This window comes from Streptomyces coryli, assembly GCF_011044975.1.
GTDB classification, from domain to species: Bacteria; Actinomycetota; Actinomycetes; order Streptomycetales; family Streptomycetaceae; genus Streptomyces; species Streptomyces coryli.
In genome coordinates, this window is record NZ_JAAKZV010000076.1 from 1 (window position 1) to 20984 (window position 20984).

General features: G+C 74.0%; 20 protein-coding genes and 1 pseudogene. 12 read left to right on the forward strand and 9 right to left on the reverse strand.

Annotated features, from left to right (window positions below; genetic code table 11):
- On the reverse strand, positions 1-678 hold a 678-nt coding region (locus G5C51_RS18495; RefSeq protein ID WP_206314022.1), incomplete at its 3' end, for a hypothetical protein.
- A 102-nt stretch (positions 679-780) separates the two neighbouring features.
- On the opposite strand from G5C51_RS18495, the gene G5C51_RS18500 reads away from it, so the two are divergent.
- Together G5C51_RS18500 and G5C51_RS18505 are read left to right on the forward strand one after the other, a co-directional pair.
- Positions 781-1776, forward strand: coding sequence for a hydroxyacid dehydrogenase (locus G5C51_RS18500; RefSeq protein ID WP_338118198.1), 996 nt, complete (start codon positions 781-783; stop codon positions 1774-1776).
- A 125-nt stretch (positions 1777-1901) separates the two neighbouring features.
- Positions 1902-2672 (forward strand): annotated as a pseudogene (locus G5C51_RS18505) (DUF72 domain-containing protein); the annotation flags it as partial.
- Here the strand turns inward: G5C51_RS18505 and G5C51_RS18510 are convergent.
- Complete coding sequence (locus G5C51_RS18510) at positions 2666-2953, reverse strand: MarR family winged helix-turn-helix transcriptional regulator (RefSeq protein WP_338118204.1); 288 nt, start codon at positions 2951-2953, stop codon at positions 2666-2668. The pseudogene G5C51_RS18505 and the gene G5C51_RS18510 overlap by 7 nt on opposite strands.
- Between G5C51_RS18510 and G5C51_RS44055 the strand changes: the two genes are divergently transcribed.
- The 6 genes from G5C51_RS44055 (at position 2858) to G5C51_RS18535 (ending at position 8513) form a co-directional block, all read left to right on the forward strand.
- A complete protein-coding gene (locus G5C51_RS44055; RefSeq protein ID WP_338118205.1) occupies positions 2858-3133 on the forward strand; it encodes a hypothetical protein in 276 nt (91 codons plus the stop codon). The two genes, G5C51_RS18510 and G5C51_RS44055, sit on opposite strands and share 96 nt — an antisense overlap.
- Positions 3134-3194: 61 nt before the next feature.
- Entirely contained in the window at positions 3195-3752 is a 558-nt protein-coding gene (locus tag G5C51_RS18515; RefSeq protein WP_165238738.1) for a quercetin 2,3-dioxygenase, read from the forward strand.
- Positions 3749-4627 (forward strand): alpha/beta hydrolase fold domain-containing protein, encoded by an 879-nt coding sequence (locus G5C51_RS18520; protein ID WP_338118199.1) that lies wholly within the window; start codon positions 3749-3751, stop codon positions 4625-4627. Before G5C51_RS18515 ends, G5C51_RS18520 begins: the two co-directional genes overlap by 4 nt.
- A 25-nt stretch (positions 4628-4652) precedes the next feature.
- Positions 4653-6248 (forward strand): AMP-binding protein, encoded by a 1596-nt coding sequence (locus G5C51_RS18525; RefSeq protein WP_165238739.1) that lies wholly within the window; start codon positions 4653-4655, stop codon positions 6246-6248.
- 144 nt (positions 6249-6392) lie between these two features.
- Positions 6393-7769 (forward strand): MFS transporter, encoded by a 1377-nt coding sequence (locus G5C51_RS18530; protein WP_165238740.1) that lies wholly within the window; start codon positions 6393-6395, stop codon positions 7767-7769.
- A gap of 105 nt (positions 7770-7874) precedes the next feature.
- Complete coding sequence (locus G5C51_RS18535) at positions 7875-8513, forward strand: class I SAM-dependent methyltransferase (protein ID WP_165238741.1); 639 nt, start codon at positions 7875-7877, stop codon at positions 8511-8513.
- Here G5C51_RS18535 and G5C51_RS18540 read toward each other — a convergent pair.
- The 4 genes from G5C51_RS18540 to G5C51_RS18555 form a co-directional block, all read right to left on the reverse strand.
- On the reverse strand, positions 8510-10330 hold the full coding sequence (locus tag G5C51_RS18540) for a helix-turn-helix domain-containing protein (protein ID WP_165238742.1): 1821 nt from the start codon (positions 10328-10330) through the stop codon (positions 8510-8512). The genes G5C51_RS18535 and G5C51_RS18540 overlap by 4 nt on opposite strands.
- 38 nt (positions 10331-10368) lie before the next feature.
- Complete coding sequence (locus tag G5C51_RS18545; RefSeq protein ID WP_165238744.1) at positions 10369-11160, reverse strand: 3-hydroxybutyrate dehydrogenase; 792 nt, start codon at positions 11158-11160, stop codon at positions 10369-10371.
- Between the two features lie 89 nt (positions 11161-11249).
- Positions 11250-11741 (reverse strand): NUDIX hydrolase, encoded by a 492-nt coding sequence (locus tag G5C51_RS18550; RefSeq protein WP_165238746.1) that lies wholly within the window; start codon positions 11739-11741, stop codon positions 11250-11252.
- Positions 11742-11751: 10 nt separating this feature from the next.
- Positions 11752-12213 (reverse strand): DUF2867 domain-containing protein, encoded by a 462-nt coding sequence (locus G5C51_RS18555; RefSeq protein WP_165238748.1) that lies wholly within the window; start codon positions 12211-12213, stop codon positions 11752-11754.
- A gap of 57 nt (positions 12214-12270) precedes the next feature.
- Between G5C51_RS18555 and G5C51_RS18560 the strand changes: the two genes are divergently transcribed.
- A complete protein-coding gene (locus G5C51_RS18560) occupies positions 12271-12858 on the forward strand; it encodes a TetR/AcrR family transcriptional regulator (RefSeq protein ID WP_165238750.1) in 588 nt (195 codons plus the stop codon).
- Here the strand turns inward: G5C51_RS18560 and G5C51_RS18565 are convergent.
- Together G5C51_RS18565 and G5C51_RS18570 are read right to left on the reverse strand one after the other, a co-directional pair.
- Positions 12855-13409, reverse strand: coding sequence for a hypothetical protein (locus tag G5C51_RS18565; RefSeq protein WP_165238752.1), 555 nt, complete (start codon positions 13407-13409; stop codon positions 12855-12857). The two genes, G5C51_RS18560 and G5C51_RS18565, sit on opposite strands and share 4 nt — an antisense overlap.
- A 47-nt stretch (positions 13410-13456) precedes the next feature.
- Positions 13457-14245, reverse strand: coding sequence for an aspartate/glutamate racemase family protein (locus tag G5C51_RS18570; RefSeq protein ID WP_165238754.1), 789 nt, complete (start codon positions 14243-14245; stop codon positions 13457-13459).
- A gap of 58 nt (positions 14246-14303) precedes the next feature.
- Here G5C51_RS18570 and G5C51_RS18575 point away from each other — a divergent pair, with 58 nt between their 5' ends.
- The 3 genes from G5C51_RS18575 (at position 14304) to G5C51_RS18585 (ending at position 18651) form a co-directional block, all read left to right on the forward strand.
- Positions 14304-15455: a glycosyltransferase gene (locus G5C51_RS18575; RefSeq protein WP_338118200.1), complete on the forward strand. Its 1152-nt coding sequence runs from the start codon at positions 14304-14306 to the stop codon at positions 15453-15455.
- Positions 15456-15648: 193 nt separating this feature from the next.
- On the forward strand, positions 15649-16146 hold the full coding sequence (locus G5C51_RS18580; RefSeq protein ID WP_165238758.1) for a DUF6643 family protein: 498 nt from the start codon (positions 15649-15651) through the stop codon (positions 16144-16146).
- A 96-nt stretch (positions 16147-16242) separates the two neighbouring features.
- Positions 16243-18651 (forward strand): right-handed parallel beta-helix repeat-containing protein, encoded by a 2409-nt coding sequence (locus tag G5C51_RS18585; RefSeq protein WP_165238760.1) that lies wholly within the window; start codon positions 16243-16245, stop codon positions 18649-18651.
- Here the strand turns inward: G5C51_RS18585 and G5C51_RS18590 are convergent.
- A complete protein-coding gene (locus tag G5C51_RS18590) occupies positions 18627-20975 on the reverse strand; it encodes a hypothetical protein (protein WP_165238762.1) in 2349 nt (782 codons plus the stop codon). The two genes, G5C51_RS18585 and G5C51_RS18590, sit on opposite strands and share 25 nt — an antisense overlap.
- Between the last annotated feature and the right edge of the window lie 9 nt (positions 20976-20984).

A 20984-nucleotide genomic window follows, 5' to 3' on the forward strand; every position in this document is an offset into this window, starting at 1 on the left:
ACCGAGCACAGCCCGCACCGCCCCCGGCCAGTCCGCCGACCACAGCAGGTTCTCCGGCCCCAGCACCGTCGGATGCCCCGCATGGTCGTACAGCAGCGCCCGCACCGCCCCGCCCCCCGGAGCCCGCAGCGTGAGCACGCCGGTCCGCTCATCGTGCGGGCCCTCCGGACCCTGCCGATTGGCGGCCACCCCCGGCGTCGCCGCCAGGCACCAGTGCGCCTCGACCGTCTCCTCCGTCCCAGCGGCCTCCGCGGCGAGCCCCGCCACCGCCACCACCAACCGGGCCGCCAGATCCTCCTCGTACTCCTCCGCATCCGCGGGATGCAGCGCCCCCGTCCAGCCCGACGGCCCCGAGTGGGTATGCGAGGCGCACACGACCACCCGCTCCGCGGGGATAGCAAGCCCCCGCCCGACAGCACTCCGCAACTCCCCCGCCAGCGGTCCACCGACCGCGACGGCGTCCAACGTCAGCCACGCCACTCCGTCGGCACCGGAACCCAGACAGATGAGCGTCGCCAGCAGCGGATCATGGGTGCCCACCGCCCCGCGGTCACCGCGCGCCGCGTAGCCGCCGAACGGGCGGCCCGGCTCCGGCGTGATGTCGGCGGTCGCGGCCCGTAGCACGAGTCCGGCTGCGGGGGTCGACTGCGGCTGCTCCGGGGTGGGTTGGACCGGCACGGTGACTTCCTCTCCAGGATGGCGCCGCGGATTGTGCGCGCCTCGCTCCGATGTTACGGTCCGGACCGTAATTGCCGCCAGAGTCGTCAGGCAGGAGACCGCGTGCGTCCCGTCATCGCCGTAGCCCTGGACGAAGGACTGCGCGAGCTGTTCTTCACGCCGCAGCAGTGGTCCGCCCTGGAGGCCGCGGCCGAACTGCGCGTCTGCGGCATCGCCCCGGACGCGATGGCGCGTGCCCTCGCGGACGCCGAGGTCGTGATCACCGGGTGGCGCACGCCGCGCCTCCACGGCGGCCTGCTCGCCGCCGCGCCCCGCCTCGCCCTCGTGGCGCACACGGGAGCCGCGGTCCGCTTCCTGGTCGGCGACGAGGTCTTCGGCCGGGGCATCCGCGTGACCCAGACCGGCGCGGCCATGGCGCCGCCCGTAGCCGAGGTGTCGCTCACCTTCACCCTCGCGCTGCTGCACGGCCTGCACCGCCACGACCACGCGCTGCGCGGCGGCGGGAACTGGGACGAGGCCAAGCAACACAAAGCACCGGCCCACGAGTTGCGGGGCTCCGTCATCGGCGTTGTCGGCGCCTCCCGCACCGGCCGCGCGTACCTGCACATGCTCAGCGCCCTGGGCGCCGTCCCGCTCCTGCACGACCCCACCTGCGACGAAGCGGCCGCCGAGCGCCTCGGCGCCGAGCTCGTACCGCTCGACGACCTGCTGCGCCGCTCCCGCATCGTGGCGCTGCACGCCCCCGCGATCCCCGAGACCCGGCACCTGCTCGGCCGCCGCGAACTGGCCCTGCTCCCGGACGGCGCCGGCCTGGTGAACACCGCCCGCTCCGCGCTCGTGGACTCCGCGGCACTCCTCGCCGAACTCCGCACCGGCCGCATCGACGCCGCCCTCGACGTCTTCGACGAGGAACCGCTCCCCACCACCAGCCCCCTGCGCACCCTCCCCAACGTGCTGCTCTCCCCGCACGAAGCGGCGGGCACGACGGAAGCCCGCCGGCGCCAAGGCCAGATCGTCGTGGACGAGATCACCCGCCACCTGACCGGCGAGAAGCTCCAGCACGAGGTCACCCCGGATATCATGGCGATCAGCGCCTGAGCCGAGCCGCTCGGCGAGCCGGCCTCACGGACCAGGACCGTTTCTCCGAGGGAGGCGAGGGGTACTCAGGGCGCCGGCCGCGACCCCCAGGGCGATGACGTCGCGACCCCGAAGGAGGCGCGGGCGTGACCGTTCACATCGGCACCTCCGGCTGGCAGTACCGGGACTGGCGCGGGGTGCTGTATCCGCCGGGAGTGCCGCAGCGGCGCTGGCTGGAGGCATACGCCGAAGGCTTCGGCACCGTCGAGCTCAACAACTCCTTCTACCGGCTTCCCGCGCGCGAGCTGTTCGCGGCGTGGCGCGAACGCACCCCGGAGGACTTCGTCTTCGCCGTGAAGGCCAACCGCGAGCTGACGCACGTCAGGAGGCTGCGGGAGCCGGCCGAGCAGGTGCGGCAACTGCTCGGCCATGCCGAAGGCCTCGGCGGCCGGCTCGGGCCCGTCCTGCTGCAGCTCCCGCCCTCACTGCGCGCCGATCCGGCGCTGCTGGACGACTGCCTCAGCTGCTTCCCCGCGGCCGTCCGGGTCGCGGTGGAGCCGCGGCACGACTCCTGGTGGACGCCGGCGGTACGCGCGGTACTGGAACGGCGCAATGCCGCGCTGTGCTGGGCGGATGTCGAGGCCCGGCCGGTGACCCCACTGTGGCGGACCGCCGACTGGGGCTATCTGCGGCTGCACCTCGGCACCGGGCTGCCCTGGCCCCGGTACGCACCGGACGAACTGCACACCTGGGTGCGGCGGCTCGCCGCCGGCCGGCCGGACGGCAGCGACCTGTACGTCTACTTCAACAACAGCGAACCCGACGGCGCCGCGGTCCGCGACGCCGTGGCGTTCGCGGGCGACGCCGTCGCGGCGGGCATGAAGGTGGACCGCGTACCCAGGCTGCCCCCTCAGCGGGAGCGAGGCGGGACCGGATCGCCCCACGGCGCCTCCAGCGCCGACCGCAGCGCCGCGACCGCCTCTTTGCCGATACGGTCCGCCAGCCGCGCCTCCAGCTGCTCGAGCGCCCGGCGGGCCTGCGCGTGGGCGCGCTGCCCGGTTTCGGTACGGCGGATCAGCCGCTGCCGCGCCGACGACGGGTCGTGCACCTGCTGAAGGAGGCCGGCGGCGACCAGCGCGTGGACGGCCTGGTGGACGGTCTGCCGGGTGACGCCGGTGCGCCGGGCCAGCGTGGAGATGGTCGTGCCGTCCTCGTCGAGCGCGGCGAACAGCTGCACCTGCGGCGGCGTCACTGTAGGCAACCCCTCGTCCGCCAGGGCGGCGAGCAGCCCGTCCTCGAACCATCGCCGGGCCGCACCCAGCAGTTGCAGCAGGTCGCGTTGGGATTCGGTCATCGCATCCTTGCCCGGCGTCGGTGAGGAATGTCAGAGTACCTGACATACATCGTCAGGCAGCCTGACACACGCGAGGTGACCGTTCATGACCATGGAATACGCGACGCGCTACCGCAACGCCTCCCGGATACCGGCGGATCCGGGCCGGCCCTACGTCATCGAGCAGGGCGAAGGCGACCGCGCCCACCTGTTCGGCGACCTGATCACCGTCTACGCGGGCGGCGAGCAGACCGAGAACACCTTCAACTTCTTCACCGTCGAAGGCCCCAAGGGCGACATCATCCCGGCCCACCTGCACACGGACACCCACGAGGTCTTCTACGTGACCCAGGGCGCCGTCCGCCTCTTCGCCGAGGGCCCCGACGGCAAGCAGCTCGAACGCACCCTCACCCCGGGCGACTTCGGCTTCGTTCCGAAGAACTGCCCGCACGCCTACCGGATGGAGCGCCATCACACCCGGATCGTCGGCGTCGCCGCCGGACCCGGCGGCACCTTCGAGCGGTTCTTCGAGACCCTGGGCACGCCGACGGAGCAACTGGGCCTGCCGCAGCGTCCGTGCGTCCCCGAGCCGCACGAGTTCGCCGACGCGGCCGCCGCCTACGACGTCCGCTTCCTGCCCGGCCTGCGGTGGCGTACGGCGTGACCGACGAGCTGCGGAAGCTGATCGCCGCGCCGCACCCCGAGCACGCCCCGCTGCCGCCGGCCGCCGAGCGCGCGGGCGGGATCCGGGTGCTGCGCGGCGTCCCGTACGGCACCGTCGAGGGCGGCCGGCCGCTGGAACTGGACCTCTGGCTGCCGGCGTCGGCGGCCCGGCCCGCCCCCGTCGTGCTGTTCGCGCACGGCGGCGGCTGGCGGCGCGGCCGCCGCGACGACATGGGCGTGCACACCCGCCGCTGGACGCCGACTCCCTTCGAGCGCATCGCGGCGGCCGGCTTCGCGGTCGCCGCCGCGGACTACCGGCTCAGCGGCGAGGCGGCCTTCCCCGCCCAGCTGGACGACCTGCGGACGGCGCTGCACTGGCTCGGCGTCCGCGCGGCCCAGCTCGGCATCGCCGCCGAACGCACGCTGGCCTGGGGCGAGTCCGCGGGCGGCCACCTGGCCGCGCTGCTGGCGCTTACCCACCGCGACCCGCCGCTGGCGGGCGCCGTCGTCTGGTACGCACCCGCGGATCTGACGACCGCCCGGCCGCCCTTCGATCCCGCGGAGCCGGCGACGCCGGAGGGGCTGCTGCTCAGCGCAGCACCCGCCACCTCCCCCGCACGCGCCCGCGCGGCCAGTCCGCTGCATCAGGTCCACGCCGACGCACCGCCCTTCTTGCTCGTGCACGGCGAGCAGGACCGCCTGGTGTCCGTATCGCACAGCCGCGACCTGGCGGCCGCGCTGCGGAAAGCGGGCGCCCCGGCCGAGCTCCGTACGGTGCCGGGCGCCGATCACGGCTGGCACGGCCTGGGCGACGCCGGCGTGGCGGAAATCTTCGCCGCCTCACTGGAGTTCGCCGCCACCACCCTTCGAATCTGATGGCCCGTCAGATACCGTCGGCCGCATGGACACCGTGGATCAGCTGCTCCGGGCCCAGTGGAACGACCACCGGCCCGGCCTCCGCCACGACGACCTGGAGCTCAGCCGGCACGATGTGGCCGCGGCCGCCGCCGCGCGGGCCGCGCTGCTGGCGGAGCTGCTGCCGCCGGGAGCCGAGCCGCATGTCGGGGTGCTGCTGGGCAATGTGCCGGAGTATCCGCTGTGGCTGAGCGCCGCCGCGCTCGCCGGGGCCGCGGTGGTCGGGATCAACCCGACGCGGCGGGGCGAGGAGCTGGCCCGGGACATCCGGCACACCGAGTGCGCGGTGATCGTCACCGAACGGGAGCTGCTGCCGCTGGTCGAGGGCCTCGGGATCCCGCTGCTGGTCACGGACTCCGACGCGTACGGGGAACGGCTCGCCCCGCACCGCACGGCGAGTCCCGTGGACTTCCCGGAGCGCGCCCCCGGCGACCGGATGCTGCTCACCTTCACCTCCGGCTCGACCGGCGCGCCGAAGGCGGTGATCGTCACGCAGGGGCGGCTGGCGCGGGCCGGGCAGGCGCTCGCGCGGCAGTTCCGGCTGGGCCCCGAGGATGTGCACTACGTCTGCATGCCCCTCTTCCACGGCAACGCGGTGATAGCCGGCTGGGCGCCCGCACTGGCGGGCGGCGGGGCAGTAGCGCTGCGCCGTACCTTCTCCGCGTCCGGGTTTGTCCCGGACGTGCGCCGCTACGGGGCCACCTACTTCACGTACGTGGGACGGGCCGTCCAGTACATCCTGGCCACGCCCCCGAACGACGACGACCGCGACCACCGGCTGCGGATGGGCTTCGGCACCGAGGCCGGGGCGGTGGACGCCGCGCGCTTCGAGGAGCGCTTCGGGGTGCCGCTCATCGAGGGCTACGGTTCGTCGGAGGGCGGCGCCGCGATCCAGCGGACGCCGGACACCCCGGCGGGAGCGGTGGGCCGGGCCTCGCCAGGAGACGATCTCGCGGTCGTCGATCCGCGGACGGGCGCGGAGTGCCCGCCAGGCGTCATCGGCGAGCTGGTCAACCGGAGCGCCTCGGCCCGCCGCTTCGAGGGCTACTGGCGCAATGAGACGGCGGCGGCCGAACGCCGCCGCGGCGGCTGGTACTGGTCGGGAGACCTGTTCTTCCGCGACGAGGACGGCTGGCTCTACTTCGCCGGGCGCGCCGACGACCGCCTCCGCGTGGACGGCGAGAACCTGGCGGCCGCCGTCATCGAGGGCATCCTCGCCCGCTACGCCCCCGCGGCCGCCGCCTGCGTCTACGCTGTCCCCGACCCCGTCACCGGCGACCAGGTGATGGCGGCGCTGGCGCTGCGCGAGGCCTTCGACCCGGAGGACTTCCGCGCCTTCCTCGACGCCCAGGACGACCTCGGCACCAAGGCGGCCCCACGGTTCGTACGGATCATGGACCACCTCCCCGTGACCGCCACCAGCAAGGTCCGCCGCAGCGAACTGCGCGCCGAGGCCTTCCGCTGCACCGACGAGGTGTGGTGGGCGCCGGAGGGCGGCCCGTACCGGCGGCTGACCGGGGCGGACCTGGACAAACTGCTGCGCCGCTACGAGGAGCACGGCCGCGCGGCGCTGCTCGGCTGACCCGCCGCCGACGCCCCGCATGGCGTCGTGACGCACCTCCCGCGCCCAAACAGTGGTGTCCCACCACATGTGCCGGTGACCTGCGGATTTCTACGGTGTGGCGACATCGAGTCGTCCCCGAACCCGCTACCGGAAGTGGTCACCATGCCCTCCTCGGCACCCGCACCACCGCAGTCCCACTCACTGCGCCGCATCGTCGCCGCGAGCCTGATCGGCACCACCATCGAGTGGTACGACTTCTTCCTCTACGGCGCCGCCGCCGCGCTCGTCTTCAACGAGCTGTTCTTCCCGGACTCCGACCCGCTCACCGGCACCCTGCTGAGCTTCGTGACGTACGCCGTCGGCTTCGCCGCCCGCCCGCTCGGGGCGCTGGTCTTCGGACACTACGGGGACCGCCTCGGCCGCAAGAAGCTGCTGGTCCTCAGCCTGCTGCTGATGGGCGGCGCGACCTGCGCCATCGGCCTGCTGCCGACCCACGCCACGATCGGCTCCCTGGCACCGGTGCTGCTCACGCTGCTGCGCCTGGTGCAGGGCTTCGCCCTCGGCGGCGAGTGGGGCGGCGCGGTGCTGCTCGTATCGGAGCACGGTGACCCGAAGCGCCGCGGCTACTGGGCCTCCTGGCCGCAAACCGGCGCCCCCGCCGGACAGTTGCTCGCCACCGGCGTGCTGGCGGCGCTGACCGCGCTGCTGTCGGAGAGCGCCTTCAACTCGTGGGGCTGGCGGATCCCGTTCCTGCTGTCCGGTGTCCTCGTCGTGGTCGGCCTGTGGATCCGGCTGTCGGTGGAGGAGTCGCCGGTCTTCAAGGCCGCACGGGAGCAGGCCGAGAAGACCCCGTCCGACGACGAGCCGCCGCTGATCGGCGTGCTGCGCCACCACTGGCGCGACGTCCTGGTGGCGATGGGCGCGCGGATGGCCGAGAACATCAGCTACTACGTGATCACGGCCTTCATCCTCGTCTACGCGGTCGAGCAGGCCGACATGAGCAAGCAGACGGCCCTCAACGCGGTGCTGATCGCCTCGGCCGTGCACTTCGCGGTGATCCCGCTGTGGGGCGCGGCCTCCGACCGGTTCGGCCGGCGGCCGGTCTATCTGCTGGGCGCGGCCGGTATCGGCGCGTGGGCGTTCCCGTTCTTCATGCTGATCGACACCAGCAGCTTCGGCGCCCTGCTCCTCGCCGTCACCGTCGGCCTGGTCCTGCACGGGGCGATGTACGCGCCGCAGGCGGCGTTCTTCTCGGAGATGTTCGCGACCAGGATGCGCTACTCGGGCGCCTCGATCGGCGCCCAGTTCGCGTCCGTTGCGGCCGGCGCCCCGGCCCCGCTGATCGCGACGGCGCTGCTCGCGGACTTCGACAGCTCTACCCCGATCTCGCTGTATCTGCTGGCGGCTGTGGCGCTGACGCTGATCGCCGTGTGGGTGGCGAAGGAGACCCGGGCGCGCGACCTGTCCGGCCAGGATGCGGGCGGCCCGCCCGCCGACCGGGTGGCGGCGGAGGCGTCCGCCACCCGAAGCCTGCCGTAGCGCTGCCGGTTTGCCGGAACGGCAACGGCATTTGCCTCCTCCGTGCCGCCGGATGACCCTGGACACGTCACCGCCCAGGACATCCGGCGCAACGGAGGAATGCCCATGTCGACAGCGCAGCCCACCGACCCGACGGAGTTCTGGGAGGACCGCTACCGCGCCACCGACCGCGTCTGGAGCGGCGAACCCAACCCGCTGCTCGTCAGGGAAGCCACCGATCTGAAGCCGGGCACCGCGCTCGACCTGGGCTGCGGCGAGGGCGCCGACGTCCTGTGGCTCGCCGCCCGCGGCTGGCAGGTGACCGGCGTGGACATCTCCGCCACCGCGATCGAGCGGGCGGCGGCGCACGCGGCCGAGGCCGGCCTCACCGAGCAGGTCGCGTTCGAGCGCCACGAGCTCGGCGTCACCTTCCCGGAGGGCAGCTACGACCTGGTCAGCGCACACTTCCTGCAGTCACCGGTGGCCCTGGACCAACACGGCGTACTCAAGCGCGCCGCCGCCGCGGTCGCCCCCGGCGGCACCCTGCTGATCGTCATGCACGCCGGCTGGGCCACCTGGCAGACACCCGAGGAACGGCCGGTCGCCGACGTCGTGTTCCCCACCCTCCAGGGCTTCCTCGACGATCTCGCCCTGCCGCCCGGCTGGCACCTGGAAACCCAGGACGCCGTGACGCGGGTCTCGAACGCCCCCGACGGCAGGCCCGGCACCCGCACCGACAACGTGTGGCGCCTGACCCGTCGCTAGCCCGCCAGCCGCAGCAGCCGCAACGCCAGCTGGATCTCCAGCACTCGGGCCGGACTCTGCCAGTCCGGCCCGAGCAGCGCCGCGACCCGCTCCAACCGCTGCGCCACCGTGTTCACATGGACGTGCAGCACGTCCTTCGTCCGCACCGGACTCATCCCCGCCGCGAAGTACGCCTCCAGCGTGTGCACCAGCTCCGTGCCCCGCCGCGTGTCGTAGTCCGCGACCGCGCCGATGGTGCGGCGTACGAAACCCTCCACATCCCGGGTCTCACCCAGCAGCAGCCCGAGGAAGCCGAAGTCCTCCGCCGCCGCGCCCTCCCCCTCGCGCCCCAGCGCCAGCATCGCGTCGAGGCACCGCACCGCTTCCGCGTACGCCACCGCGACCGCCGCGGGCTCGCCCGCGGGCGCGGGCACCGGCGCCGAGGCGCCGACCGTCACCGGGGCGTGCACGGCGGCGCCGAGGTGCCGGGCGGCCTGCGCCGCCGCGTTCGAGGCCGAACCGCCCGCGGGCACGAGCAGCACCACGCCCCCGTCCCGCGCCGCGGCGAGCCCGTGCCGTACGGACGCCAGATGCCCGGCCGCGTCGACGAGCCGCTGCCGCCCCGCGGGATCGGTGAGGTCGGCGCGCGCCGCCAGCACCACATGCGCGGTGTCCAGCTCCGCGCCGAGCCGCGCGGCGCGCTCGCGCAGCAGCCGCGGCTCGCGGCCCGGCGCGTCCAGCAGGTCGTCGAGGAGCTCGCCGCGCACCCGCTGCTCCGCCTCGCCGGCCGAGCGGCGGGCCAGCAGCAGCAGCGAGGTGACCATCGCGGCCCGCTCCAGGGTGCGCTGGTCGAGCGGGTCGAGATCGGGATGCCCGTGCAGCATCAGCGCACCGAGGCACTCACCGCCCGCAGCGACCGGCGCCACCCAGGCATCGCCGTGCCGCACGGCATGACCCTCGGCCCGTACCGGCACGGACTCCGCCGCCGTGAACTCGACCTTCCCGTCGAGCACTTCGGCGAGCGCGTCCGCCACGTCCTCCACCCCGCCGCCGCGCAGCACCAGCTCGGTGAGCCGGTCGTGCACGTCGGAGGCGCGCTCCATGGTCTCCTTGGCCGCCTCCAGGCCTGCCACCGCGGCGCGGGTCCTGGCGAGCAGGTCCGCGGATTCGATGGCGACCGCGGCGTGCGCGGCGAAGGAGCCGAGCAGCGCGATCTCCTCGCGTTCGAAGACCCGGGGCCGCCGGTCCGCGGCGTAGAGCACGCCGATGACCTCGCTGCCGAGGGTGAGCGGCACGCCGAGGATGGCGACCAGACCCTCGTCGCCGACCGCCGTGTCGATGTGCTCCATGTGCCGGAAGCGCGGATCGTCGAAGTAGGAGTCGGTGGCGTACGGGCGCGCCGTCTGCGCCACCAGGCCGCCCAGGCCCTCGCCCATGCCGAGCCGCAGCTGCTGGAAGCGGGCGGCGACCGAGCCCTCGGTGACGCGCATGTAGGTCTGGCCGCTGGCCGGGTTGTTCATGCTCAGATACGCGACGTCCGTGCCGAGCAGCGAGCGGGCCCGGTGCACGATCGCGTGCAGCACCGCGTCCAGGTCGCGCAGTCCCGCCAGGTCGTGGGCGGTCTCGAAGAGTGCGGACAGCTCGGTCTCGCGGCGGCGCAGGCCCTCGTGCTCGGCCCGTACGGTCAGCGCCAGGTCGCGGGCGCGGGCGAGGGCGGCAACCTCCGTATCCGATGCCCCGTCGGCGCGGGCGCGCAGCACCGGCTGCTCGTACTCGCCCGCGGCCGCGCCGCGGGCGAGGAGCTCCAGGTAGGGCAGCTCGGGCTGAGTGGGGGACATGTGCACAGACCTACCTTGCGGAACGTGGGAAGCGCCAGTCAGTGGGCGGTCCAGCCGCCGTCGAGGACGAGCGAGGTGCCGGTGACGAAGGCGGCCTGCGGGCCGCACAGGTACGCCACCGCCTCGGCCACCTCGTCCGGCTCCAGCAGCCGCTTCATCGCCTGGTCGGCGAGCAGCACCTCGCGCAGCACCCGGTCCTCGGGGATGCCGTGCGCGGCCGCCTGGCCCGCGATCTGCCGTTCGACCAGGGGGGTGCGTACGTAGCCCGGGCAGACGCAGTTGGAGGTGACGCCGTGCTCGGCGCCCTCCAGCGCGGCGGTCTTCGACAGGCCTTCGAGGCCGTGCTTGGCGGCGACGTAGGCGGCCTTGTACGGCGAGGCGCGCAGGCCGTGCACGGAGGAGACGTTGACGATACGGCCCCAGCCCTGGCCGTACATGTGCGGCAGCGCGCCGCGGATGAGCCGGAAGGGCGCCTCGAGCATCACCGTCAGCACCTTGGCGAAGATCTCGGGCGGGAACTCCTCGATCGGCTTGACCAGCTGCAGCCCGGCGTTGTTCACCAGCACGTCGGTGCCGGCCGCGGCCTGCTCGGCGGCGTCGAGGTCGGTGAGGTCGAGCGGCAGCGCCTCGACGGTGCCGGGCGCGGCCGCCGCCACCAGCTCGCGGAGCCCGGCGGCGTCGAGATCCACGGCACGCACCTTCGCGCCCGCCGCCGCGAGCCGCAGCGCGCAGGCGCGGCCGATGCCGCCCGCGGCGCCGGTGACGAGGGCGGTGCGGCCGGAGAGGTCGCAGACGGAGGGGACGGGAACGGCTGCGGGTGCGAGGCTCATGGCCGCAGGCTAGGCAGCGGCGCGCGCGGCACCGATGTGGCCCCGCGCCACATTCCCCGGGGGTGCGATGGCGTGGCGCCCCATGCGGTTCAGGAGACGGTCGGCGTGTCCACCGGCGCGAACCACGTCGGCGCGTCCGAGAGCGCCATCTTGATCCGGGTCAGATCGAACTCCCCCAGCTCCGCCGGCAGCGCGTCCAGCGCGAACCAGCCGACGTCGAGCGACTCGTCGTCGTTCACCCGCGCCTCGCCGCCGATGGCGCGGCACTTCATGGAGATGTCCATGAACTGGCACTGATCGCCGTTCGGATACGCCATCGGCTCCAGCCCCTGCACGAGGATGACCCGCTCCGGCTCGCAGTGCACACCGGTCTCCTCGTGGACCTCGCGCACGGCCGTCTCGGCGGGCTGCTCGCCCGGCTCCGGGATGCCGCCGATGATCGCCCAGCGGCCGGTGTCCGCCCGTCTGCCGAGCAGCACCCGGTCGGCGTCGTCGAGACATACGACGCTCACGCCGGGCAGGAAGAGCAGCTGCTGGCCCGCGCTGGCGCGCAGTTCTCGGATGAAGTCAGGCGTAGACATGCCGCCCAGGCTACGAGATCACGGCGCCGCCGCGCTCGGCCCGGCGGCGCACCGACCCCAGCAGGCGCCGGACGACCACGAGGTGGCCGCGTGTGCCGACGACGAGCGCCCCGTAGATCCGGCCGCCCACGCCCGGGAACGCGGCCCGGGTCTCGGCCCGCAGCCGGGTGCGGTCAGGACCGAGGCGGTCGAGACGGAAGGTCAGCGCGTACGCCGAGAACCGGTGCCGCCCCCGCAGCACCAGCTCCCGCCCGGGCTCGGCCGCGGCCACCCGGAAGCCGACGACCGCCGACCCCGCGGCGAGCGGCCGCGGCCCGGCCGGCGCGCGGTCCTCGGCGCCGATCAGCCCCGCGAAGCGCCCTCCGGCCCTCCCCGAGAAGGACCGCTCCACCACCACTCCCAGCTCGCGCCAGACGTCCTCGGCCCCGGCCTCGATGACGGCGGCGTGCTCGTCCACGTACGGCAGCGACATCGTTCCTCCATTATTAGAGAGCAGTCTCCAATACAAATAGAGAGTACTCTCCAGAACATGGCCCGGCCACCTCGCTACTCCACCGATCAGCTTCTGGACGCCGCGGCGGCACTCGCCGGCACCGGCGGTCCGGCCGCCGTGACGATGACGGCCGTCGCCAAATCCGCGGGCGTTCCCAGCGGTTCGCTCTACCACCGCTTTCCCGGGCGCCCAGCGCTGCTCGCCGAGATGTGGCTGCGCACCCTGGGGCGATTCCACGTGTCGTACACCGACGTCCTCGCCGGCCCCGGTGAGCCGCGACCACTCGCGCTCGCGGCGGCCCGCCATGTGGTGGAGTGGAGCCGCGAGCATCCGCAGGCGGCCCGCATCCTCCGCTACGGCGCGGCCGACTTCGGCAAGGAGAGCTGGCCCGCGCCGGCCCTGGAGCGGCTGGAATCCGCCAACGCCCAGGTGATGTCGGCCGTGGCGAGCCTGGCGACCCGGCTCGGCGCGACCGACGACACCGCGCGGGAACGGGTGACGGCGGCCCTCATCGAGGTCCCCTACGGCCTGGTCCAGCGCCATCTGCGCGAGGGAACGCCCGTACCCGCCACGGCAGTCGACATGGCAGCCGACTGCGCCGAGGCGCTGCTGCCTCCGGCCTAGGCCTCGGCCGCGCCGCCGTTCGGCAGGACCCGCAGGCGGTCGCGGATCGCGCGGACCGCGTCCTCCGCGTCGTCGACCGTCACCGTGAAGGAGTGGTCGTCGGCCAGCTTGACCTTCAGGCCCTCGCCGCGCCGTACCACCACGCAGGTGCCCTTCTCCGGCCGCCAGCGATAGCCCCAGCCGCCCCAGTGCCGCGGCGTGATGGTGGGGAGGAACTCGGCTCCCACGATGTCGCTCAGCAGAATGCGGCGCCGCGGCACCCCGAGGTGGCCGCAGCGCACCTCGAGCGAGTCCTCGTCGACCTTGACCGCGACGTGCACGAACGCGAGCGTGCCGAACAGCACCAGCACGCCGGCCGCGATGCAGCCGACGATGGACATGATCAGCGGGGCGGGACCCGACGTCCAGGGGGCCTCGACGGCCAGCTCGATTCCGAGCGCCATGCAGGCCGCACCCACGGCTGCGAGCAGCCATTGCACGCGGTTCGTCGCCCGTCCGGTCCAGATCTCCGGAGCGTCCTCGGCATTGCCCGCCGGGGAGTGGTCCTTCATATGAGGCAGCCTACGCGCATCGGGGCGCCCGGGCAGGCCTCCGTCACCTATCCGTGTGCAGGCGCCCCGGCGCGCAGCAGCCGGCCCTCGGCGTAGGTCTCGGCGGCGACAGGCAGCGCCGCGGCACGGCCGTTGAGAAGAACGAGCACGGAGCCGGCGGCCGCCGCCTCCAGATCCGGCTCGGCGCCGATGCGCCGCAGCGCCTGCGCGGCGACCGCCCCCGCCGAGCCGTGCAGCGCGACCGGCGGGGCGCCGGCGGGCTGCACCGCGGTGCGGATGCGCTCGGCGACGAGCTCGTAGTGGGTGCAGCCGAGGACGACGGCGCGCAGCTCCGCGGGGGTACGGCCGGCGGCGTCGGCGATCGCGGCGTCGATGGCGGCCTCGTCGGCGCGCTCGACGGCGTCCGCGAGCCCGGGGCAGGCCACCTCGGTGATGTCGGCGCCGTTCGCGAACTGCGCGATGAGATCGCGCTGATACGGGCTGCCGGTGGTGGCGGGCGTCGCCCACACGGCCACCGGGCCGCCGCCGGCCGCCGCCGGCTTGACCGCGGGGACGGTGCCGATCACCGGCACGTCCGGCTCCAGCTCGGCGCGCAGCGCGGGCAGGGCATGCACGGAGGCGGTGTTGCAGGCGACGATCAGCGCGTCGGGCCCGTGCTCGGCCGCGGCCCGCGCGCAGCCCAGGGCGAGCTCGCTGATCTCGGCCGCGGTGCGCGGTCCCCAGGGCATGCTGTCGGGGGCGCTGGAGAGGATGAGGTCGGCGTCAGGACGCAGCCGTCGCACCGCCGCGGCGGCCGCCAGCAGCCCGGTTCCCGAGTCGATGAGCGCGATCTTCACCCCGTCACTTTAATCGACCTGCCGCCTGCTGCCGGGGAGGGTGCGGCAGACTGCGGCCGTGACCGTGATCGCGTGGACCGCCGCACTGTCGTTGGCCGCCTGGGTGTGGCTGCTGCTCTGCCAGGGCTTCTTCTGGCGTACGGACGTCCGCCTCCCGGAGCGCACCGAGCCCGCCGCCTGGCCGTCCGTCGCGATCGTGGTCCCGGCCCGCGACGAGGCGGACGTACTCCCGGACAGCCTCCCCTCGCTGCTGGCGCAGGACTACCCGGGCCCGGCCGAGGTCTTCCTCGTCGACGACGGCTCCACCGACGGCACCGGCGAGGTCGCGAAGAGGCTCGCCGCCGAGCACCACGGGCTGCCGCTCACCGTCACCGACCCCGGCGACCCCGAGGCGGGCTGGACCGGGAAGCTGTGGGCGGTACGGCACGGCATCGCGCTCGCCCGGACCCGTACCGGCGCCGAATATCTGCTCCTCACCGACGCGGACATCGCGCACCGGCCGGACAGCCTGCGCGAATTGGTCGGCGCCGCCCGCTCCGCGGACCTCGATCTGGTGTCGCAGATGGCGCGGCTGCGGGTGGCGACGGGCTGGGAGCGGCTGATTGTCCCCGCCTTCGTCTACTTCTTCGCGCAGCTCTATCCGTTCCGCTGGGTGAACCGGGCGAAAGGGCGTACGGCCGCCGCGGCCGGCGGCTGCGTGCTGCTGCGCACGGAGGCGGCGGAGCGGGCCGCGATCCCGGAGTCGATCAGGCACGCGGTCATCGACGACGTCTCCCTGGCCCGCGCCGTGAAGCGCTCCGGTGGCCGGATCTGGCTGGGGCTCGCGGAGCGCGTGGACAGCGTGCGGCCGTATCCGCGGCTCGCGGAGCTCTGGCGGATGGTGTCGCGCAGCGCGTACGCCCAGCTGCTGCACAACCCGCTGCTGCTTGCCGCGACCGTCGTCGGGCTGATCGTCGTCTATGCGGCGCCGCCCGCCGCGCTCATCGCGGGCCTCGCGAAGGGGAGTCCGGCCGCCGCCGTCGCGGGCGGCGCCGCGTGGCTGATCATGGCCGGAACCTACCTTCCGATGCTGGCCTATTACGGACAACGGCGGTGGCTCACTTTGCTGCTTCCGTTCACGGCCGTGCTCTATCTGTGCATGACGGTCGACTCGGCGGTGCAGCACTACCGCGGGCGCGGGGCCGCCTGGAAGGGGCGCACATACGCGTGAGCGCGCCCTGACCGGCGGTGACGTCGCCGATCCGTTACTTGGAGGACGCGACGCCTTTACACGATCTGTACACCGGAGTTGGTCCGTTTCTCCCTGGTTCGCTCGTATTAGTGACACCCAGTCACTTCGAGCGCGGAAAACAACCCTCTTATCGGTCTCCCCAACGGGCACATCGTGGGCTTAACTTATGGCCATGACCACCCCCCGCACATATGGCGGCGGCTACTACCCGCACGCAATCCCGGACACCCCGATCTACGACAGCCTCGTGGCCGAGCGCGGCACCCCGCAGATCGCGCCGATCCGGGTCCCCTCCTCGTACGACACCGGCAGCCACCTGCCGGCGCTGCCGCCGGCCCGCCCCGCGCTGCCCGCCGCACCCTCGTATCAGCACCAGCAGCCGTACCAGCAGCAGCCCCATCAGCAGCAGCACACGCCGCCGCAGGGCTACCAGGCCGCGGCGCCGCAGCCGGCCAACCCGCTGTCGTACATCCCGCAGCAGGCCTCCCAGCCCCGCTACCAGGCCCCGCAGCAGCCGCAGCAGCAGCGCCCCGCGGCGCAGCACAACTCCGGCTTCGAGGCGATGCGTCCGGTGGCCCCGCGCCCCGCCCAGGCCCGCCCGGCGCAGCCGCAGTACCCGGACCCGTACGCACAGCCCCAGCAGAGCTACGACCCGCGTCGCGGGTACTGAGCACCGCCGGTTCGCCCCGGCCTCGCGCGCTACGGTGTAGCAGGCAAGAGCACGCAAGTCGTACCGGCGCGAACGCAGTGAGGGCTAAGCGAGACCATGGCACAGGGCTCCGTCCAGGTGACGCACACCTCGACCTCGCGGTGGCGTCGCCGCACCGGGGAGTACGGCTCGCTGACCGCGGCCCTCGAGGCGGCGGGCGACGGGGACGTGCTGTCCATCGCCCCGGGCACGTATCGCGAGAACGTCGTGGTGGTGCACGCCGTCACGCTGCGCGGCCCTGACGCCGCCACCGGCTCGGTCCGCATCGCCCCGGCCGACGGTGTGCCGCTCACCGTCCGCGCCGCCGCGGTCGTCGAAGGCCTGCACATCGAGGGCCAGGACTCCTCGGCGCCGGCCGTCCTCGTCGAGGACGGCACCCCCGAACTGGCCGGCCTCCGGGTGGTCTCCCGCTCCGCCGCCGGCATCGAGGTGCGCGGCGGCGCCCGGCCCGTCGTACGCCACTGCACGGTCGACAACCCTGGCGGTACGGGCATCTCCTTCACCGGCGCGGCCGGTGGACTGGCCGCGGACTGCGAGGTGTTGGCCGCGGGACAGGACGGCGTGACGGTGCGCGGCGGGGCGCGCCCCCGTCTGGAGCGCTGCCGGGTGCACCACACCGCCGGTGCCGGCATCGCCGTCGTCGGCGAGGGCTCGACGGCCGAGGCCGAGGGCTGCGAGGTGTACGAGACCGGCGGCACCGGCGTGCAGGTCTCCGCCCGCGCCACCGCCCACCTCACCGGCTGCACCGTCCACCGCACCGCCACCGACGGCGTCACCCTCGACACCGACGCGGTGCTCACCCTCGACGGCTGCGAATTGCACGACATCCCCGAGAACGCCGTCGACATGCGCTCCCGCTCGCAGTTGAACCTCACCCGCACCACCGTCCGCCGCTTCGGCCGCAACGGCCTGTCGGTCTGGGACCCGGGCACCCGGGTGGCGGCCGAGGAGTGCGAGATCCACGACAGCACCGGCGACTATCCCGCGGTGTGGGTCAGCGACGGGGCGGCCGCGGTGCTCGACATGAGCCGGCTGCACGATGTCCCGGACGCCGTCTTCGCCCTCGACCGCGGCTCCCGCGCCGACCTCAGCGGCTGCGACATCTCCCAAGTCCGGTCCACCGCCGTGTCGGTGAGCGACGGGGCCGCGGTGCAGGTGACCGACTGCCGGATCCGGGACGCGGCGACGGGCGCCTGGTTCCGGGACCACGGCAGCGGCGGGCGGATCGCTGACTCCACGATCGACTCGGTGGCCACGGGCGTGATCGTCACCAAGGGCGCGGATCCGTCGGTGGAGCGGACCACGGTCAGTTCGGCCGGCGAGGCCGGGGTGTACGTGTCGGCGCAGGGGCGCGGCTCGTTCCACGGCTGCCGGGTGACGGGCAGCCGCGGCTACGGCTTCCACGTCATCGACGGCTGCAAGACGGTGCTCACGCGCTGCCGTACGGAGCGCTGCGCCCGCGGCGGTTACGAGTTCGCGCTGGAGGGCCCGGTCACCGAGGACTGCACGAGCGACGAGAGCAGCGAGCGGGCCGGTGCGGCAGATGCCGCGGCTCCGGCGCCGGCCCGTACGGTCAGGGAGACCGGGCTGCTCGCGCAGCCGGCGGTGCAGGCCGCGGAGCCGGCGATCCCGGCGCCCGCCGCTCCCCCGGCCGCGGAGTCCCGGCCCGCGGGCGACGTCCTCGGTGAACTCGACACGCTCGTCGGCCTGGAGAGCGTCAAGCGCGAGGTCCGCACGCTCACCGACATGATCCGCGTCGGCCGGCAGCGCGAGAAGGCCGGTCTGAAGGCCGCCTCGGTCCGCCGCCACCTGGTCTTCACCGGCTCCCCCGGCACCGGCAAGACGACCGTGGCGCGGCTGTACGGCGAGATCCTCGCCGCGCTCGGCGTGCTGGGGCGCGGCCACTTGGTCGAGGTCTCCCGGGTGGATCTGGTGGGCCAGCACATCGGCTCCACCGCGATCCGCACCCAGGAGGCCTTCGACCGGGCCCGCAGCGGCGTGCTGTTCATCGACGAGGCGTACGCGCTCTCCCCCGAGGACGCCGGACGGGACTTCGGCCGGGAGGCCATCGACACCCTCGTCAAGCTGATGGAGGACCACCGCGACGAGGTGGTGGTGATCGTCGCGGGTTATACGGCGGAGATGGAGCGCTTCCTGGCCGCCAACCCCGGGGTGGCGTCCCGCTTTTCACGCACCATCAGATTCGGCGACTACTCGGCGGACGAGCTGCTGGAGATCGTCGTGCAGCAGGCCGAGGAGCACCAGTACCACCTCGCGGACGGCTCGGGCGAGGCGCTGCGGAAGTACTTCGACGCGCTGCCGAAGGGCCCTGGCTTCGGCAACGGGCGCACCGCCCGCCAGACCTTCGAGGCCATGGTCGAGCGGCACGCAGGCCGGGTGGCTCAGCTCGCCGAGCCGACGCACGACGAGCTGACGCTGCTCTACCCGGAGGACTTGCCGGGCTGAGCCGGCACCGTCTTGCCGCCCGCGAGGCGGCGCAGCAGCCAGGTGCGCTCCTCGGCGAAGGCGGGGTCGGTGGGGTAGTCGGAGTGGCCGTTGATCGGGGCCGGGAGCGGGTGTTCCGGCGTACGGCCGTAGCAGACCGGGTCGCGAAGGGCCGGGCGGTCGATGTCGGTGCCTTCGCCGTCCTCGAGGTCGATCGGGCCGCCGATGGGGTCGGTGGGGCGGTAGAGGTTGCGCCAGGTGGCGAGGTCCTTGTGCAGTGCGGTCAGCTGGGCCGAGCCGAAGTAGGCGGGGAACCAGCGGCCGTAGAGGCGGGTGAGCGGTGAACCGTAGGTCAGGAGCGCGACCTTGCTCCTGACCGTCGGGTCCAGCTGCCAGATGGCGGCCGCGGACAGGACGCTGCCCTGGGAGTGCCCGGAGAGCACCAGGCGGCCCTTGTGGCGGTCGGTCCAGGTGCACATCCGCCAGGTCAGGTCGGGTACGGCGCGCTCGGCGTAGCAGGGCGGGGCGAAGGTGTGGGCGGCGCGCGGCCAGAAGGTGCCGACGTCCCACAGGATGCCGATGGTGCGGCGGGCGGAGGCGTCCTTGTACGCCCGCCGGCCGGTGGTCAGCAGCAGGATCAGCAGCGCGCCGACGAGCCAGGAGCCGAGCGCCTGTCCGGTGGCGGCGCAGGCCGGTACGACCCCGGGTGCGTCCTCGGCGGCCCGGCCGGGGACGGCGCCCGTGATCCAGGCGCCGGCGACCGCGCCGCCGGAGAGGACCAGGTTGGCGACCGCGAGGACCGCGAGCATGCGCGGGGCGGCGTCGGTGAGGTCGGCGCGGGCCACGGCGCCGGCGATGGACCGGCTGCGCGGGGTGGACAGGCGGTCGTGCTCGGCGTCGTCGGGGTAGATGCCAGGGATCTCTCCGAAGACCTTGCGCTTGACCCGCCACAGCCGGATCCCGGCGCCCACCGCCAGCAGGATCAGGACGGCCAGTATCAGCGGTATCACGGTGGCCTGCCAGGACAGCACCACCGGCGGGCCGGGGATGGAACCCGGGTCCCCTGGGGTGGCGCCGCGGTCCAGCCAGTCGCCCATCCGCTGGGCGAGGCCGCCGGAGTACACCCAGCCCAGCGCCCCGGCCAGCAGCGCGACCACCGGGCCGGCCATGCCGCCCAGCACCGGGGACCGGCCCTCGGACTGGCGCTGCAGCACGAAAGCGGCCACCGCGAGCGCCGCGATCAGCACGCCCTGCGCGACGGCGACGCCGCCGAAGAACGACGTGCCCGGCAGCCGCCCGCCCTCGGCCCATCCAGGGCGTGTCCAGGCGGTGTGCACCAGCGTGGCGGCCAGCACCGCGATCGCCCCGCCGGGCAGGATCCGGACTGCCCAGCGGTCGCCGTCCAGCTCCTCCATCTCGGCCTCGCTGCGCCCGCGCCGGCAGACGACGGCGAGCACCGCCACCCAGCCGACGGCGGTCAGGCCGATCAGCACCCGGCCGACCGCCGCCAGCACCCCGGAGTCCTCCGCGGCGGTGGCCGCCAGCAGCGCCGAGGCGATGATCAGCAGTGCGGCCGCGGTGTGCGCCGCCCGCAGCCGGGCGACCAGGCGCCGCCCGTACCAGAAGCCCGGCAGCGACAGGACGGGCCGGTCGCCGTCCTTCTCCGGTGTGGCGGGGCCGGTGCGCGGCGGCGGCGAGGCCGACTCGTAGGCGCTCCAGGTGCGGTGCGAAAGCCACCACAGCAGCGCCGCGATCAGTGCGGGGATCAGCGCGCCGACGGCGAGCCGGCGGCCGGGCTCGCCCCACCAGCCGCCGCTCTCGGCGGACATGAAGCTGAGCCAGGACTTGCCGGCCACGCAGTGCGCCGATCCGGCGCACTGCCAGGCCATCAGATCCACCGTCACCTCAACGGCCGCGGCCACGAACTGCACCGTCAGCGACAGCGCGAGGAGCCGTACCGCCACGTCGTAGAGGCGCTGCGCCGCCGATTTCGCCGGGGCGGCGGGCCGCACCCAGTGGGCGAGATTGACGACCATGAACGGCAGCAGCACCAGCCACAGCGCGCGGGCGCCGTTGCCCGACGTCAGATTCGACCAGCAATACGCCTCCGGCACCGGCCGCTGCCCGTTCTGCGGCTGCTCCTCGGCCTTCTCGTCCACCGCCCGCCGGTAGATACCCGCGGTGTGGTCGCCGGTGATCAGCACCGTCCGCGGATCGTCCAGCATCTCCTCGGGCGTCGTGCCCCCGACGCCGTGCACCAGTAGTTCGAGCGAGCAGCGCGCTCCCCCGCCCGGCTGTGCCGGCACCGCGGGGTCGCCCGCGGCCTTCCCCGTCTCCAGAGCCATGGCTGTGTC

What these genes read in the sequence shown, in the direction of transcription:
- G5C51_RS18550 (WP_165238746.1), bottom strand. Translation starts at nt 11,741, where the DNA reads ATGTCTACGCCTGACTTCATCCGAGAACTGCGCGCCAGCGCGGGCCAG.
- G5C51_RS18555 (WP_165238748.1), bottom strand. Translation starts at nt 12,213, where the DNA reads ATGTCGCTGCCGTACGTGGACGAGCACGCCGCCGTCATCGAGGCCGGG.
- G5C51_RS18565 (WP_165238752.1), bottom strand. Translation starts at nt 13,409, where the DNA reads ATGAAGGACCACTCCCCGGCGGGCAATGCCGAGGACGCTCCGGAGATC.
- G5C51_RS18515 (WP_165238738.1), top strand. Translation starts at nt 3,195, where the DNA reads ATGACCATGGAATACGCGACGCGCTACCGCAACGCCTCCCGGATACCG.
- G5C51_RS18590 (WP_165238762.1), bottom strand. Translation starts at nt 20,975, where the DNA reads ATGGCTCTGGAGACGGGGAAGGCCGCGGGCGACCCCGCGGTGCCGGCA.
- G5C51_RS18530 (WP_165238740.1), top strand. Translation starts at nt 6,393, where the DNA reads ATGCCCTCCTCGGCACCCGCACCACCGCAGTCCCACTCACTGCGCCGC.
- G5C51_RS18540 (WP_165238742.1), bottom strand. Translation starts at nt 10,330, where the DNA reads ATGTCCCCCACTCAGCCCGAGCTGCCCTACCTGGAGCTCCTCGCCCGC.
- G5C51_RS18535 (WP_165238741.1), top strand. Translation starts at nt 7,875, where the DNA reads ATGTCGACAGCGCAGCCCACCGACCCGACGGAGTTCTGGGAGGACCGC.
- G5C51_RS18525 (WP_165238739.1), top strand. Translation starts at nt 4,653, where the DNA reads ATGGACACCGTGGATCAGCTGCTCCGGGCCCAGTGGAACGACCACCGG.
- G5C51_RS18580 (WP_165238758.1), top strand. Translation starts at nt 15,649, where the DNA reads ATGACCACCCCCCGCACATATGGCGGCGGCTACTACCCGCACGCAATC.
- G5C51_RS18585 (WP_165238760.1), top strand. Translation starts at nt 16,243, where the DNA reads ATGGCACAGGGCTCCGTCCAGGTGACGCACACCTCGACCTCGCGGTGG.
- G5C51_RS18545 (WP_165238744.1), bottom strand. Translation starts at nt 11,160, where the DNA reads ATGAGCCTCGCACCCGCAGCCGTTCCCGTCCCCTCCGTCTGCGACCTC.
- G5C51_RS18560 (WP_165238750.1), top strand. Translation starts at nt 12,271, where the DNA reads ATGGCCCGGCCACCTCGCTACTCCACCGATCAGCTTCTGGACGCCGCG.